This is a genomic window from Agrobacterium sp. NPDC090273, from assembly GCF_044772305.1.
Lineage (GTDB): Bacteria > Pseudomonadota > Alphaproteobacteria > Rhizobiales > Rhizobiaceae > Agrobacterium.
This window is the reverse complement of sequence record NZ_JBIVYN010000004.1, coordinates 234,803-251,169: the sequence shown is the minus strand read 5'-3', so window position 1 is coordinate 251,169 and position 16,367 is coordinate 234,803. Positions and strand designations below refer to the sequence as shown.

At 57.4% G+C, this 16,367-nt stretch carries 12 protein-coding genes; 6 read left to right on the top strand and 6 right to left on the bottom strand.

Annotated elements, in window-relative coordinates; translation table 11 throughout:
• Window positions 1–13: 13 nt before the first annotated feature.
• Window positions 14–499: a DUF523 domain-containing protein gene (locus tag ACIQT8_RS13255; protein ID WP_400965897.1), complete on the top strand. Its 486-nt coding sequence runs from the start codon at window positions 14–16 to the stop codon at window positions 497–499.
• A 50-nt stretch (window positions 500–549) separates the two neighbouring features.
• Here ACIQT8_RS13255 and ACIQT8_RS13250 read toward each other — a convergent pair whose 3' ends face one another.
• The 3 genes from ACIQT8_RS13250 to purD form a co-directional block, all read right to left on the bottom strand.
• A complete protein-coding gene (locus tag ACIQT8_RS13250; protein WP_400965895.1) occupies window positions 550–2,382 on the bottom strand; it encodes a methyl-accepting chemotaxis protein in 1,833 nt (610 codons plus the stop codon).
• Between the two features lie 328 nt (window positions 2,383–2,710).
• Window positions 2,711–3,193, bottom strand: a complete 483-nt coding sequence (locus ACIQT8_RS13245; RefSeq protein ID WP_400965892.1) for a plant virulence effector HPE1-like domain-containing protein — start codon at window positions 3,191–3,193, stop codon at window positions 2,711–2,713.
• A gap of 127 nt (window positions 3,194–3,320) precedes the next feature.
• The gene (gene purD / locus ACIQT8_RS13240; RefSeq protein WP_400965889.1) at window positions 3,321–4,592 is read right to left on the bottom strand and encodes a phosphoribosylamine--glycine ligase; all 1,272 of its coding nucleotides are present in this window, start codon (window positions 4,590–4,592) and stop codon (window positions 3,321–3,323) included.
• Window positions 4,593–4,764: 172 nt separating this feature from the next.
• Here purD and ACIQT8_RS13235 point away from each other — a divergent pair, with 172 nt between their 5' ends.
• From ACIQT8_RS13235 to ubiA, 4 genes are all read left to right on the top strand, one after another.
• On the top strand, window positions 4,765–7,077 hold the full coding sequence (locus tag ACIQT8_RS13235; protein ID WP_400965887.1) for a Tex family protein: 2,313 nt from the start codon (window positions 4,765–4,767) through the stop codon (window positions 7,075–7,077).
• A gap of 169 nt (window positions 7,078–7,246) precedes the next feature.
• Window positions 7,247–8,503: a class I SAM-dependent methyltransferase gene (locus ACIQT8_RS13230; RefSeq protein WP_400965885.1), complete on the top strand. Its 1,257-nt coding sequence runs from the start codon at window positions 7,247–7,249 to the stop codon at window positions 8,501–8,503.
• Between the two features lie 108 nt (window positions 8,504–8,611).
• Window positions 8,612–9,412, top strand: a complete 801-nt coding sequence (locus tag ACIQT8_RS13225) for a MipA/OmpV family protein (protein WP_138794706.1) — start codon at window positions 8,612–8,614, stop codon at window positions 9,410–9,412.
• Between the two features lie 139 nt (window positions 9,413–9,551).
• A complete protein-coding gene (gene ubiA / locus ACIQT8_RS13220; RefSeq protein ID WP_400965881.1) occupies window positions 9,552–10,505 on the top strand; it encodes a 4-hydroxybenzoate octaprenyltransferase in 954 nt (317 codons plus the stop codon).
• 77 nt (window positions 10,506–10,582) lie between these two features.
• Here ubiA and ACIQT8_RS13215 read toward each other — a convergent pair whose 3' ends face one another.
• Window positions 10,583–11,149 (bottom strand): DUF6101 family protein, encoded by a 567-nt coding sequence (locus ACIQT8_RS13215; RefSeq protein WP_262524702.1) that lies wholly within the window; start codon window positions 11,147–11,149, stop codon window positions 10,583–10,585.
• 304 nt (window positions 11,150–11,453) lie between these two features.
• On the opposite strand from ACIQT8_RS13215, the gene ACIQT8_RS13210 reads away from it, so the two are divergent.
• On the top strand, window positions 11,454–13,889 hold the full coding sequence (locus ACIQT8_RS13210) for a DUF1217 domain-containing protein (protein ID WP_400965877.1): 2,436 nt from the start codon (window positions 11,454–11,456) through the stop codon (window positions 13,887–13,889).
• A 28-nt stretch (window positions 13,890–13,917) separates the two neighbouring features.
• Here ACIQT8_RS13210 and ACIQT8_RS13205 read toward each other — a convergent pair whose 3' ends face one another.
• Both ACIQT8_RS13205 and ACIQT8_RS13200 read right to left on the bottom strand, forming a co-directional pair.
• Complete coding sequence (locus tag ACIQT8_RS13205) at window positions 13,918–15,351, bottom strand: FAD-binding oxidoreductase (protein ID WP_138794710.1); 1,434 nt, start codon at window positions 15,349–15,351, stop codon at window positions 13,918–13,920.
• 36 nt (window positions 15,352–15,387) lie between these two features.
• Window positions 15,388–16,365 (bottom strand): L-threonylcarbamoyladenylate synthase, encoded by a 978-nt coding sequence (locus tag ACIQT8_RS13200; protein WP_400965873.1) that lies wholly within the window; start codon window positions 16,363–16,365, stop codon window positions 15,388–15,390.
• Window positions 16,366–16,367: the final 2 nt, after the last annotated feature.

The window sequence follows — 16,367 nt, the reverse complement described above, 5'->3', positions numbered from 1 at the left end:
GCAGAACGCGCTGATGGTGGGAAAAATCCTCATCAGCGCCTGCCTGCTCGGCCATGCAGTACGTTATGACGGCAAGGGAAAGCCCCTTTCTCATCCTGCGATCGAGCGATGGAAAGACGAGGGCAGACTGGTAACAATCTGCCCGGAAATGGCAGGCGGCATGCCAGTACCAAGACCATCTGCTGAAATCGAAAACGGCGCGTCCGGCCTTGATGTGCTGGAGGGCCGTGCCCGTGTGCTGGAAGTTACCGGCGGAGATGTGACCGACGCATTTATCGCCGGTGCCAGAAAGGCGCTGGCATTTGCACAGCAGAACGATTGTACGCATGCGCTGCTGATAGATGGCAGCCCATCCTGCGGCTCGCTGGCCATCTATGACGGTTCGTTTTCAGGCCGCAAACACGTTGGTAACGGCGTAACCGCAGCGCTTTTGCAAAAATCTGGCATCGCCGTTTTTTCCCATGTCGACGTCGACACGCTGGAGGCTCTGACAAAATAAAAACGCCGGGAAAGACCCCGGCGTTTCTGTTTGTCATTACGTCGCTTGTGTCAGCTTGCCATGCGCATCTGCTGCGCCATGCCATAGAGCTGGTTGCCCGACGCGCCGGACGAGACGCGGAAGCTGCGGATCAGGTTTAGCAGTTCTTCAGTGTCGACAGCCAACGCTTCCGCCGACGCTGTGGTTTCCTCCGCCATTGCCGCATTGTGCTGGGTGGCAACGTCGAGCTGGTTGAGCGACGAGGAGATGGAGCGCAGTGTCGTATCCTGCTCTGCCGCGGAGTGGGCGATCTTGCTGACAATATCGTTTGCCGAGCGGATCTGGTCCGAAATTCGCTTCAGCGCATCGCCGGCCTCGCCGACGAGGCGAACGCCGTTTTCAACCTGGCCGGACGAGCGGGCGATCTGATCCTTGATCTCCTTTGCGGCCGCCGCCGACTTCTGCGCCAGTTCACGCACTTCCTGTGCAACGACAGCAAAGCCTTTGCCAGCTTCGCCGGCACGGGCCGCCTCCACGCCAGCATTCAAGGCCAGAAGGTTGGTCTGGAAGGCGATGTCATCGATCACGCCGATGATCTTGGAGATTTCCGATGAGGATTGTTCGATGCCGCTCATGGCACTGATGGCTTCTGCCACCACGCGGTCACTGCGGATTGCTTCGGAGCTGACGGAGGTGACGCGCTGGGCTGCATCGGCTGCACCTTCAGCGGTCTGGCGTACGGCAACCGTCAATTCGTCGAGTGCAGCCGACGTTTCCTCAAGATTGGCTGCCTGACGTTCGGTGCGTTGAGACAGCTCGTTGGAAGCTTTGCGGATTTCTTCCTTGGAACCACCAATGTCGATGCTCTTGGCGTTCACCTTGGCCATGGCGGCGTCGAGATGTGTCAAAGCCTCGTTGAAATTGTCGCGCAGCGCCGCATAGCGGCTGCCGAGGTCGCGACAGCGCACGGTCAGATCGCCGGATGCCAGCTTCTCCAGTGCTTCGCCGATGGTGGAAACAACCCGGGCCTGAAGTTCGGCTTCGTCGCGTTGCATGTCGAGATTGGTCTGTCGTTCGCTGTCGAGTTGCTGTTGCTGCTCTTCCTGGCGGCGCTGCATGGCATGCCGCTCGCGAACCTTTTCCTGAAGCGAGGCGGTGGCCTTTGCCATCATGCCCACTTCATTTGTCAGGCCCGTATGCGGAATGGTCATCGAGACATTTTCATTGGCAACTTCGCCAAGCGCACGGTGAATATCGCCGAGCGGCTTGGAGATGCCACGGATGACATAGAACGCTGCGGCCAGTGCCAGAGCGAAGATTACCGCACCGATGGAGAGGGCCTTGAGAACTTCTGTGCGAACCTGCGCGGTCAGATCGTCGATGTAAACACCGGTGACGACAACGACCTGCCAGGGTTCGAAGGCCAGCGCGTAGGAGCTTTTTGCAAAGTCGTCGCCTTCCATGCCGGGCTTTGGACCGTAGAAATCGGTCTGCCCACCGCCATTGCGGCCAAGACGCACGAGTTCGTCGCGGTAGGCGTAGCCGTTGCTGTCCGGTTTACCCTTATAGCTCTCACCGACGCGCTTGGCGTCGGGGTGGAACTTCATGGTCACATCATAGTCGTAACCGAAGAAGTAGCCATCCGGTGTGAATTTCATCGCGCTGACGGTGGCGAAGGCCTGTTTCATCGCTTCGTCGCGCGTCAGCGTACCGGCTTTTTCCTTGTCCTGGAAAGACTGAAGGACGGAAATGGCTGACTGAACCTGCGTGCGCAACATGCCGTAACGCTCGTTATAGATCGCGTCGGTGGCTGACTTGAGCTGGTAGTAGGTCGCTACGGTAAAGGCAGCCATCAAGGCTACTACCAGAACGATGAGTTGCCGGGAAATTGAGAGGTTTTTCATGGGCGCTCACAAGCGTTAGCGACGTCGCAGCCTGACAGGCCGTACGCGGATGAAAATTCGGGAGAAGGAAATGGCGCGTGATGCGCTTGCTGAGCGGACTGAATGGCGGGAGCGTATTTCAGGCCTTCATGATGTGCTGCATCGCACAACGCTTCTACATAGCGGCCAGAAATTTGAATAAATATTTAATCATCACGTCATTCCACGCGCATTCGCGCAAAATGGGTGTGAGAAATAGAAAAATATACTATTTAATGCTACTCTCGGTAGTGCGGTTTAGGCGGAAGCAGTCTTGCGTTTTATCAATGCCCGCCTTTTGTGAAATCACTCACTCTGTGCGCAGTTTGAAATCCGAGAAATCTGTACCGCCTGAAGCGACACCCGCTTTGATGGCGCCGGTCGTTGCCGATGCATCAATGCCGACAGGTCCGGTGGCGGCGGTCTCTGGCGCGCTGGTGGCGGGCGCTGCACTCCCATGGCCTGCGATTGCAGTGCCAGCATCCTCCAGCGGCAGCCAGGCGGGATTTTTTGTTACGAATGTCACGGGTGCTCCGCCAAGCCATGCCTCGGTGCGGATCATTTCCTTGTGGCCGTTAATTTCGCGCATTTCAGTCTGCTGCGTGCCTGGCGCAATCGACGGGATGGCGTAGGTGTCAGGCTTGGTGCGCTCTTTCAACGGTGGGCAACTGACGCATTTCACGGGCGTGAAGCTGCCGTTGCTCACCTGCACGCCATCGACATATTCGATGGACGATGCCATTGCCGACCCGCTGGTCAGCGCTATGATCGCTGTCACAAGAGCACGATGCATGGAAAAGCCCCCGAAGTTCAGGCGGTCGAAGCCGCCATATGCCTCCCGAGACCTTATCGGAGTTTCGTTTCCATCCGGTCAGTAAACTTGGTAAAAATTGAACGAATGACCAGCCGCGTGAAGCGGCTCAGGCTTTTTCGCGTGCTACGGCCTGCCAGCCGATATCGCGACGGCAAAAACCGTTATCCCATTTTACATCGTCCACAAGCGCGTAAGCCCGCGTCTGTGCTTCCGTCACGGTCTTGCCAAACGCAGTGGCGTTGAGAACGCGTCCACCAGTTGCAACCAGCTTGCCGTCTTTTAACGCCGTGCCGGCATGGAACACCTTGGCGTCGGCGCTTGCATCCGGAATATGCGCGATCGGCGTATTCTTGTCATAGGAACCGGGATAGCCCTTCGAGGCAAGAACGACAGTCAGCGCGGCGTCGTCTCGCCATTCTGCCGTCACCTGATCAAGCGTGCCCGTCGCTGTGGCGTACAGGATCGGCAACAGATCGCTTTTCAAGCGCATCATCAGGACCTGGCATTCGGGATCGCCGAAGCGCACGTTGTACTCGATCAGCTCCGGACCCTTTTGGGTAATCATTAGGCCCGCAAAGAAGACGCCGGAGAAAGGATGGCCGTCTTTTGCCATGCCCTTGATGGTTGGCTCGATGATTTCCTTCATGGTGCGTTCCACCATGGCAGGCGTCATCACGGGGGCAGGGGAGTAAGCGCCCATGCCGCCGGTGTTGGGGCCGGTGTCGCCGTCACCGACACGTTTGTGATCCTGCGCGGTGGCAAGCGCGAGCGCCGTTTTGCCGTCGGAAAGGCAGAAGAAGCTTGCCTCTTCGCCGTCCAGAAAAGCTTCAACAACGACTTCAGCACCGGCGGAGCCGAAGGCGCCGTCAAAACAATCGTCGATGGCGGCAAGAGCTTCCGCCTCGTTCATGGCAACAGTCACACCCTTGCCTGCCGCCAGGCCGTCAGCCTTGATGACGATGGGTGCTCCCTGTTCACGCACATAGGCCTTGGCCGGCTCTGCGGACTTGAAGCGCTGGTACGCGCCGGTCGGGATGTCGTAGCGGGCGCAGAGGTCTTTGGTGAATCCCTTGGAGCCTTCCAGCTGTGCTGCAGCCTTTGAAGGGCCGAAGGTGGCAATTCCCGCTGTGCGCAGATCGTCCGCGAGGCCGGCGACAAGCGGTGCCTCGGGGCCAACCACGACGAAATCCAGTGCCTTTTCTTTTGCGAAGGCGATGATGGCGGCGTGATCTTCGACATCAAGCGAAACAAGTGTCGCATGGTCGGCAATGCCGGGGTTACCCGGCGCGGCGTAAAACTCTTCGAGCAGGGGAGATTGGGCGATTTTCCATGCAAGCGCATGTTCGCGTCCGCCGGAACCGATCAACAGAACTTTCATGGTCAATACCCCTGTAATCTCGTTTCTGCGGCGTTAAGGGCAGGGGCATCAAAGGTCAAGCGTAAAGCGGACACGAATGCCTGCCTTTCCTGTGGAATCGCCGTCATGGCATGTTGTCATGCCACAATCAGCCTCTATGTTCAGCCCGATTTCAAACAGTCCAGAGAAGAACATGTCCGCAGACAATGCCCGCCTTTCCACATTGATTGCCTCCGAAATCAACGCTCGCGCCGAGCAGGTGAAGGCGGCGATAGGATTGCTGGACGAGGGGGCGACGGTTCCCTTCATCGCCCGTTACCGCAAGGAGGTGACGGGTGGCCTGGATGACACGCAGCTTCGTGTCCTGGCGGAACGCCTTTCTTATCTGCGTGAACTGAATGCGCGCCGCAGCTCAATCGTTGAATCCATCAACGGTCAGGGCAAGATGACGGACGAGTTGATGGTGAAGATCATGCAGGCAGCCACCAAGGCTGAACTGGAAGACCTTTACCTTCCCTACAAGCCAAAGCGCCGTACCCGTGCCGAAATTGCCCGCGAACGCGGTCTTGGCCCCTTGGCTGAGGCCATTTGGGACAACCGTGGGGCCTATCCGTCCAAGCTGGCGGAAAATTATGTTCAGGGCGAGGTCGCCGACGTGAAGGCGGCACTCGAGGGAGCTCGCGATATCGTCGCTGAAGCGATGACGGAAAATGCCGATCTGTTGAAACGCCTGCGCGACTATATGCGCCAGGGCGCCATGCTGCGCGCCAGGGTGGTCGATGGCAAACAGGCGGCTGGCGAGAAATTTTCCGATTACTTCGAGCATAATGAAAAATGGGCGACAGCTCCCGGCCATCGCGCGCTTGCCATGCTGCGCGGTTGGAACGAGGAAGTGCTGACCCTGACCATCGATGTCGATGCGGATGATCCTTCACCGGTCAAGCCCGCGCAGCGCACCATTGCCAGCAGCTTCGATATTCGCAATGCAGGTCCGGCTGATGCCTGGCTGATGGACGTGGCCGGCTGGACCTGGCGCGTGAAGCTTTCCATGTCGCTGTCGCTCGATCTGATGCGCGAGTTGCGTGAACGCGCAGAAGAAGAAGCAATCCACGTCTTCGCACGCAACCTCAAGGATTTGTTGCTGGCTGCACCCGCCGGCTCACGCGCAACAATGGGTCTCGATCCGGGCATTCGCACCGGCGTCAAAGTGGCGATCGTGGATGGTACCGGCAAATTGCTCGACACCACGACGGTTTACCCCTTTCCGCCGAAGAACGATATCCGCGGCACGCAGGCGGAGCTCGCAAGTCTTATCCGTAAACATGGCGTTGAACTGATTGCCATCGGCAATGGCACCGGTAGCCGTGAAACGGAAAAGCTGGTGGCGGATATGTTGGCGCAACTGACCGGGCCTAAGCCAACCAAGGTCATCGTGTCGGAGGCTGGAGCTTCGGTTTATTCGGCATCGGAACGCGCCGCGAACGAGTTCCCCAACCTTGATGTATCGTTGCGTGGTGCCGTCTCCATCGCACGTCGTCTGCAGGACCCATTGGCGGAACTCGTCAAGATCGAGCCCAAATCCATCGGTGTCGGCCAGTATCAGCACGATGTCGATCAGGGCAAGCTGTCCCGTTCGCTTGATGCGGTGGTTGAAGATGCCGTGAACGCCGTCGGCGTCGATCTTAACACTGCGTCTGCGCCTTTGTTGTCACGGGTGTCCGGTCTTGGTGCGTCTATTGCCGATGCCATTGTCCTGCACCGCGATCAGGTCGGACCTTTCTCCAGCCGCAAGGAGCTTTTGAAGGTTCCGCGTCTCGGCCAGCGCACCTTCGAACAATGCGCGGGCTTCCTGCGTATCCCCAATGGCAAGGAGCCTCTGGATGCGTCGTCCGTTCACCCCGAAGCTTATGGTGTGGCCAAGAAGATTGTTGCGGCCTGCGGCCGCGACCTGCGCACGCTGATGGGGGACAGTGCCACCTTGAAGGCGCTCGATCCGAAGCAGTTCATCGACGAGCAATTTGGTCTGCCGACGGTCAAGGACATCATTGCCGAACTGGAAAAGCCTGGCCGTGACCCGCGTCCAAGCTTCAAGACGGCAACCTTTGCTGAAGGCGTGGACGAAATCACCGACCTCAAGCCGGGCATGTTGCTGGAAGGTACGGTCACGAACGTTGCCGCCTTTGGGGCCTTCGTCGATATCGGTGTGCACCAGGACGGGCTTGTCCACGTTTCGCAACTGGCCGATCGTTTCGTGAAGGACCCGCATGAGGTGGTCAAGGCGGGTGACGTGGTCAAGGTGCGAGTCGTTGAAGTGGATGTGAAGCGCAAGCGCATCGGCCTCACCATGCGCAAGGACGGCGGCGAGGCCGCCCCCCAGTCGATGCGTGAGAAGGGCAATGCGAACGCGATGCGCCATGCCAACGCCAAGCCACAGGGGCGCAACGAAGGGTCGCAATCCGGCGGCGCTTTGGCGGCTGCACTGGCAGAGGCGATGAAGCGCCGATAACTCAAGGTTGAAATGTTGATGCAATGAAATGCCCTCGCCGTTTTCTGCGGCGGGGGCATTTTCTTATGAAATCGTTCAATTTTTTTGAAAAACAACTATCTTGAAAGTCTCGATGAAAGGAATACGGTCAGGAAAAATTGATAAGCGAGACTTAGCAATTGGGGGTGTCATGGCGTTGTCTCTGCATGCTCTGCTTGAAAAGATTATCAAGATCGGCGATCTCCTCGTAACCTCGCCGACCGGAAGTTACAGCTACGGCGACGGTTCAGGACGAAAGGTCATCCTGAACTTCTCCGATGAGGCCGCAACCCAGGAGATTGCCGCCGATCCCGCCTTGAAACTCGCGGAAGTTTTCATGGAAGGGCGAATGACGGTTGCGCAAGGCGATATCTACGACTTCCTGGCACTGGTCAAAAGCAACACATTGAGCGAGGCGTTGTCCTTCGGCATGATCTGGCGCGGTGTTGCCCGCATCATCGCATCGCGTGTCAAGATGCACCTGCCGGTCAACCACAACAGGAGCAATGTCTCCCATCACTACGACCTGTCGGCCAAGCTTTTCGATTTGTTTCTGGACGAGGACTGGCAATATTCCTGCGCCTATTTCAATCCGCCGGGGATCAGCCTTGAAGAGGCGCAGCGCGCCAAGAAGCGGCACATTGCAGCCAAGTTGATGACCGAACCCGGTCAGAAAGTGCTGGAGATCGGCTCCGGCTGGGGCGGCATGGCCATGTATATCGCCGAAAGCGCAGGTGCAGACGTCACTGGTATTACGCTCAGCGAAGAGCAATTGCGCGTGTCGCGCGACAGGGCGCAAAAGCGCGGTCTTGCAGACAAGGTTCGCTTCGAGTTGCAGGATTACCGTTATCTGCCGGCTTCGAAGAAGTTTGATCGTATCGTTTCAGTGGGCATGTTCGAACACGTCGGGCCGACCCATTATCGCGACTATTTCGACAAGGTTGCGGAAGTGCTGGACGACGATGGCGTGATGGTGCTGCATTCCATCGGTCAGCCGTATCCGGGGCTGGCGACGAATCCCTTCATCGAGAAGTACATTTTCCCCGGCGGATATATTCCGTCGCTGGCTGAGGTGTTGCCGGCAATTGAAAAGGCGCGATTGCTGGTGAAAGATATCGAAATCCTGCCCATGCACTATGCCCATACACTTAGGCACTGGCGGGAACGTTTCGTCGCGCGCAGGGAGGAGGCAATTTCTCTCTATGACGAACGCTTTTTCCGGATGTGGGAGTTTTATCTCGCTGGCTCGGAAATGGCTTTCAGCCATGAGAACTTTCACATTTTCCAGATCCAGCTTGCGAAGTCGCGCGACGCCGTTCCGCACAGCCGCGATTACATCCAGGCCAACGAAGCAAGGCTGCTCGAATTTGAAAAAAACCGACCGCCGCTGGAAAAGGTCACGTTCTGAGAAGGCATGGCACGAGGCGAGCTTTTTCGTGCTGGTTAATGGAATGGAAACAGAATCCCTCTAATTCTGCGGGTCTCCTGTCTGTATTGCGTTTCTGGGGACCTTTCCATGTTCAAGCCATCAGTGGCCGTCGCCGCTTGTGTTCTATCGTTTTTTGCCGTCGGCAATGCCCAAGCCGAAGGCTGGTTTTCCGGCGACTGGTATCTGAAACTCGGCGGTGCCGGATTTACGGCGCCGAAGTATCAGGGCGATAACAAGAACGAATTCGGTTTTTCGCCGATCATCTCTCTCGGCCGCGCCGGGCAGGGAGCACGTTTCACTTCTCGCAACGACAGCGCGTCGATTTCGCTGCTGGACAACGGCCCGATCAGCGCAGGTCTTGCCGGACGTCTGATCTCGCCGCGTGATGATGGCGATTCTGCCGATCTCAAGGGCATGCGACGCATCAAGCGCGGCGGTGAGCTTGGCGGTTTCGCCGAAGCCTATCCGACAGACTGGCTGCGCATCCGCGGCGAAGCGCGTCAGGGTATCCGCAGCCACAGTGGCGTCGTTGCCGACCTTTCCGCCGACGTCTTCACTGATCTCGCGCCCGGCATCCAGATTTCTGCCGGTCCGCGCGCAACATGGGTCAGCAAGAAGTACAATGAGCGGTATTACGGCGTGACCGCCGAACAGACGGCAGCCGGCGCGCCTTCGCCCTACAGCCCAAATGGCGGCCTGCATTCCGTTGGTGTCGGTGCGGCAATCACCTGGAAGGTCACAGAGAATGCCGAAGTCGGCTCCTTTGCCGAATATCGTCGTTTGACCGGCGATGCTGCCGACAGCACGTTGGTCAGCGAGCGCGGGTCGCGCAACCAGTTTATCGTTGGTGTTCAGGCAAGCTACAAGTTCGGCTTCTCGCTGCCCTGATCCGACGACATCATTGTTATTCAAAAGGCTCCGCAGCGTTCAGCGCTGCGGAGCCTTTTTTTCCGCGTAGCACACCATTGTTCGGGCTCTGCATCTGAAAAGGATTCCGCTTTTCGGGCCGATGCTGTAGAACCGATCCATGGTTCATCACAGCGATTTGTCAGGCCGCGTTTCGGACGCGCCATCCAACAATTGGGTTTACCGGATCTTGCCGCGAACCCTCTGGCCCTATGCGCAATTGGCACGGTGGGATCGTCCCATCGGCTGGCAACTTCTGATGTGGCCATGCTTCTGGTCAGCCGCACTCGCGGCCAATGTCGCTGTGCAGACCGAAACCTTTTCCTGGGGCACGCTGCTTTATCATCTCGCCCTGTTCTTCATCGGTTCGGTCGCGATGCGCGGGGCTGGCTGCACCTACAATGATCTGGTCGACCACAAGATCGATATGGCTGTGGCGCGTACCCGTTCCAGGCCGCTACCATCAGGCCGGGTCAGCCGGATGCAGGCCAAGGTCTTCATAGTGCTGCAGGCGCTGGCGGGGCTGGTTGTGATCCTTCAGTTCAATACATTCGCCATTGCTGCAGGCCTGTTTTCCCTCGTCTTCGTGATGATTTATCCCTTCGCCAAGCGCTTCACCAACTGGCCGCAATTCTTCCTTGGTCTGGCGTTCAGTTGGGGTGCGTTGATGGGGTGGGCCGGACAATTCGCCTCGCTCGACTGGCCGCCTGTCCTGCTTTATGTCGGCGCCATTGTCTGGACGATCGGTTATGACACAATTTATGCGCATCAGGACAAGGAAGACGACACCGCTGTCGGCATCGGCTCAACGGCGTTGTTGTTCGGGGACAGGACACATGGCTGGCTGGTCTTTCTTTATGGCACAGCCCTTGTCTGCCTCTTTTTGTCGTTCTGGATGGCCGGCGTTAACATTCTCGCTTTCAGCGGACTTGCCGTCGCTGCGCTGATGTTGTTCCGACAGGTATGGGTACTGGATATCGACAACGTGGCACAGTGCCTGTCGCTGTTCAAATCCAACAATCGCGTCGGCGCGCTGGTTTTTGCCGGCCTTGTCCTGCCGCTTCTTCTGGCCTGACACGCAATCCTATTGCCCAAACAAAAAGCCCGGCCGCGTTATCCGCGCCGGGCTTTTGTCCTCCTGGAAACTGGAGCTTAGTTGCGGGCGATGATTTCCTTGCCCTCGATCTTCATGCGCATGCCGAGCGATCCGGTCGAGCGGCGTACGAGGAAGCGTGGGCGACGCTCTGCAAAGTAGGAGTGGCGGCGACGGGGACGGGCGTTTTTCGTCCGGACCTTGCCAAGATGTTCTTCCAGCGGGCGGGCAACGCCATCGGCTTCAACCATCAGCATGGGAATACGATAGGCTTCCGACCAGCTGCGCCAATCGGCAGCGATATCACAGAGGTCATGCGCCACCAGCAAGGGGATGCACAGATCGGGATCGTCGTGGTGAAGTTCCAGCGTGACTGTAACTTGACCGTTGCCATGGTCGATGGCGCGGGCGGCAACGCCCTTGAATGCGCGGGCCGGTAGGGCGAAAGACAGTGGCAGGCCACTGGAGGAAAGCGTCTTGCGCATGACCGCGCCGCGCTCATCGAGCGTTACGGCGACATCGGCCGAGCCTTGTCCCTTGCCATAGGTGACCTGTTGCGGAAACCGCGCGGGATCGACTCTCAGTGTGGCGACGGCCCAGTCGGGCTTAAGAACGGTCTTGGTCATGTTTATTCTACCCTTGTTTTACCTGAGAGCCGGTTTCCGGTCTTCTCATCGGGACTTTTTCGTCCTCTGATATGGTCAAGATAGACCGCCGCTGTTCGAGACTGCTTAAAAATCGCGGTTAAGAAAACTTTGCATTCCCAAATGGTTAGCAAAACGCACCAAGGCATGGTTTCGAACGGGTAAAGCAAATCGAGACAATGCGGCTTTTTCGGCGCGCAGGACTGGATCAAGCTACGGGCAAGGCGAAGCCTGCATGGTGCCATCGGGCTTGCCCTGCGCATGCAGCACTTTCTGGAGTTTTTCGATGGTATCGACCTATCTCAGCTACGACCTTATCAATCGCGATATGAAGGCGAGTCTTTCACGCGTGTCGCAGCAGGCGATGATCGAACGGCAGACGAATTACTACAAGGAAAACATCGGCAAGGTCACAAGTGTCGATGAATTTCTCGATGACTATCAGCTGTATTCCTACGCCATGGATGCCTTCGGTCTGGGCGAAATGACCTATGCCAAGGCCTTCATGAAAAAGGTTCTGGAAAGCGATCTGAACGACGACAACAGCTTCGCGAACAAGTTGACCGATGAGCGTTACCGGGACTTTGCCGCCGCATTCAACTTTACGCAATCGACGGCTTCCGTGCAGTCCGACGCGCAACTGGACAAGCTGATCGGCCTATACGACACATCGATTTCGGATCTGGACAACAGCCTTTCCGAGGAGACCCGTTATTACAAGTCGATGATGGGAACGGTGACGAATGTCGATCAGGTCCTGCGCAACGACAGACTTCGCGCTTACGTATTCCAGGTTTTTGATATCGACGAAGCGACCTATTCTTACTCTCATATCAAGGGTCTGATGACGAGCGACGTCGATGATCCGGACAGCTATCTTAATCAGAAATACGATGCTGCCTATTCGGATGCCGTCACAAAATTGACCACCAAGAGCAACATCGAACTGCATGCCCAGGTGACGTCCCGAATTGAAGCAATCGATACGGAGTTGCAGGACGCGACGTTGACGACCGAAGAGCGGGCCGCGCTCGAGGAAGAGAAAACCACCCGTCAGGATCAGCTAACCCAGCTCGAATCAGTTCTGCCGCCGCAGGACGAATGGGAGACGACGCTTGCTGCAATCAAGGCGGAACAGTCGAAACTGAATAGCATCGTCACGCAATACAACAATATGGCGAAGCTCGCCGAGGCCTTCGAATTCAACAATGACGGCACGGTTGCTGCGGGTGGCGCGCAGACCGCTGAAAACCTCAGCAGCTTGGTGGACACCTATCTGACCAGCGCGCCGCGTGTGACGCCTACCGTCGCCACGCTGAACCGTGACTACTTCGAATCCAAGATCGGCTCGATCACCTCGGTTGATGAGCTTGTCGCGGACACCAGGATGTTGGCCTACATCAGGACGGCTTTCGATCTCAACGATATGACGATCGTTACGGCCACGATCAAAAACATTCTGACGAGCGACCTGAGTGATCCAGACAATTACATCGCGAAGATCGGCAAGAATGACGAGCGCTACCTTGCGCTCAGGAACGCCTTCAATTTCCAGACGGATGGCACGCTCGCCGCAGGCGATGTTCCCCAGTCTGTGACGCAGACGGCAGCCACCACCAACGGCTATATGGTCCATTATAACGACAAGGACGATGAAGCGGACGTAAAGGCTCTCAACCTGTTCAAGAGCGATATTGCGAGCGTGACATCGGTCAAGGATTTCCTCAACAGCAGCGCAGTTTACGATTACGCCCTCAAGGCCGTTGGTCTTGACCCCGATACGGTCCGGCCTGCCGACATCCGCAAGGTGCTGACAAGCGATCTGCAGGACAAGAAGAGTTATGTCTATACGCTCAAGGACGAGCGTTATGTAAAGCTGGCGGAACTGTTCAATTTCAAATCGGATGGGACTGTCGGCTCTCCAGTCATGGCCCAGTCCCAGATTGAAATGCAGACCATGTCCGCCGATTACATCACGAAGAAGTCCACTTTCGGGACGGAAGCGGACAAGACAGCGGCGACAAAAGAGACGGAATATTTCACTGCTGAAATGCAGAAAATTAAAACGCTCGATGAGTTTCTCGCAAATGACCGGCTGACGAATCTGGCGATGGAATCGCTTGGCATCGATCCTGAAAGCGTGACGAAAGAACAACTGGAAAAGATGTTCACGTCCGATCTCGATGATCCGGACAGCTATCTCAACAAGGAAATGGACCCGGTCTTCCGCCGTCTTGTGACAGCCTTCAACTTCGATACTGAGGGCAACCTGTTGCGTGAGGACCGCAGTTCGATCCAGACGCGCCGCGGACTTTACGAGACGCTCGACAACTACCTGCAGCAAACGCTCGAAACGCAGGCGGGTGAAGACAATGCCGGTGTGCGACTGGCGCTTTATTTCCAGCGCATTGCCGCCGATACCACGTCCTATTATTCGATCCTGGCGGACACCGCGCTTCAGGAATTTGTAAACACCACCTTCGGCATTCCCGACGAGATGGCGAATGCAGACGTGGATACGCAGGTCACGATGATGAAGAAGTACTTCGACATCGAGGACTTCCAAGACCCGGATCAGGTCAAGAAACTGATTTCCCGCTTCACCGTCATGTACGACAGCGAACAGAATACCAGCGATCCGATCCTGACGCTGTTCAGTGGCGGTTCGGTCGGTATCAGCGCCGACACGCTGCTCGCGGTTGCCACCCTGAGAGGCCGGTAAGCCCAGGCAATAATCTGGTTTTGGCCGCTTACCTGGCGGCCAGAACCTTGCCGGGGTTCATAATGCCTGCCGGATCGAACGCGAACTTGATGCGCCGCATCAGATCCATTTCGATGCCGGGACGGATCGAAGCAAGTTCATCACGCTTCAATTGTCCGATACCATGTTCTGCCGAGATCGAGCCATTCAGCGACAGAACGATGCCGTGAACGATTTCGTTCATCTCATGCCAGCGGTTGAGGAACTCGGCCTTGTCAGCTCCAACCGGCTGAGAAATGTTGTAGTGAATGTTGCCATCACCGAGATGACCAAAAGCGCAGATGCGTGCTCCTGGTATGGCTGCCATGACAGCCTCTCCGGCTGTCGTCATGAAGTCCGGGATTTTGGAAACCGGCACGGAAACATCGTGCTTGATCGATCCACCTTCGGGTTTTTGCGCATCCGACATGCTTTCGCGCATGTGCCACAAGGCCTGTCTTTGCGCCTCGGATGATGCAATCACCGCATCCTGAACCAGTCCGGCCTCAAAACCCTGCTCAAGCAGCGTCTGCATCATCGTCTCCGCCGTATCGGCCGAATCCGAGGTGGAAATATCAATCAGCGTGTACCATTCATGGGCGCTTTCCAGCGGATCGCGAACGCCGGGAATATGTTTGGCAGTAAATTCCACGCCAATGCGCGGCATCAACTCAAAACCGGTCAGGGCCGTGCCGCACAGATTGGACGCCATTTCGAAAAGCTTGAGCGCGTCTTCGGTGGATTGCAGACCGGCAAACGCCACCTGATGACCGAGCGGTGTGGGGAAAAGCCTGAGAACCGCACCAGTGATAACACCGAGCGTACCTTCCGATCCGATGAACAGATCGCGCAGATCGTAGCCTGTATTGTCCTTCTTCAACCGACGAAGGCCATTCCAGATTTCACCGGTCGGCAAAACGACCTCCAGCCCGAGGCAGAGGTTGCGCATGTTGCCATAAGCCAGAACCGCCGTGCCGCCGGCATTGGTCGCCAGATTGCCCCCGATCCGGCACGACCCTTGCGAGCCAAGCGAGAGCGGGAAGATGCGGTTGACCTTTTCGGCGGCTTTGTGGATTTCCTCCAGAATGCAGCCGGCATCGGCGACGATGACATTGGCAACCGGATCGATGTCGCGAATACGGTTCATCCGCTCAAGGGACAGGATGATGTCGGTACCGTCTTCTCGCGGTGTCTGTCCGCCGACCAGTCCTGTATTGCCGGTCTGCGGAACGATTGGTGTACCCGTTTCGCTCGCCAGCTTCATGATGGCGGCCACTTCCTCCGTCGAACCCGGCTTCAACAGCAGTGGCGACGCACCGTGATAGAGGCCTCGGTTTTCCACAAGACGCGGCGCAATTTCCGCTTCGTCGCGGATTGCGTTCTTTTCTCCGACAATGGCGATGAAACGGTCGAGGACGGCATTGGAGAGTGCAGAAGCGGTCATTGGCGTCTCTTTGGGATTGGTGGCTGGGGGGGCGGGTTATGGTCTGGGGGCGGCGGCCCGTGAAAGGCGGTCATTGATCGCCTCACCAAGACCGTTGTTGGGAATGGTCGTAACGGCAATGCTGTCAGCGCCACTCGCATCGGCCGCTTTCAGATAGTCGAAAAGATTGGCCGCCGCTTCGGCCAGATCGCCGGACGGGCTGAGGTCAAGGACGATCCGCGCCTTATCCTCGCCATTGACGGCATGGCCTCCGAAACGGATCAGCGCCTCGTCTGGGGTGACGGATAATGCGCCGAGCCTGACGGCTGCCCCTGGGGCGTAGTGGGATGCAAGCATACCGGGCGCCTCGATCGCTGCGGACGCTTGCCCGGGGCGCTCAAGTTCGGCTCCGGCGACACGTTCGATGTCCTCGGTAACGACGCCTCCGGGACGAAGCAGCCTGATCCGGCCATCCGCCTCCACTTTGACAATCGTGGATTCGACACCGACGGCAGCCGTGCCGCCATCGAGAATGAGATTGATCTTGCTACCAAGATCGGCTTCGACATGTGCTGCACTTGTCGGGCTGATCTTGCCGGAACTGTTGGCGCTTGGCGCCGCCAGAGGTCTGTCGAAATGGCGTATCAGGTCACCGGCAAAACCCTGCGGTACACGCACGCCGACCGTATCGAGACCGGCGGTTGCCAGAGAGTGGATGCCGCTTTCCTGTTTCAGTGGCAGAACCAGCGTCAGCGGTCCTGGCCAGAAGGCTTCGGCGAGTTTGCGGGACGTGACGTCGAAGATTGCGTAACGTTCGGCCATGGCAATGTCGGCCATGTGGCAGATCAGTGGGTTGAATTGGGGTCGCCCCTTGGTCTCATAAATCCGTGCAATCGCGGCGGGATTGGTGGCATCGGCGGCAAGGCCGTAGACTGTTTCCGTGGGCAGCGCGATGGGCATGCCGAGGGAAAGTTCTGCGACAGCTTCTTTGAGTGCTGTCTCCCGCTGGTGTTCGATATCGATGTGACGCGCCATGT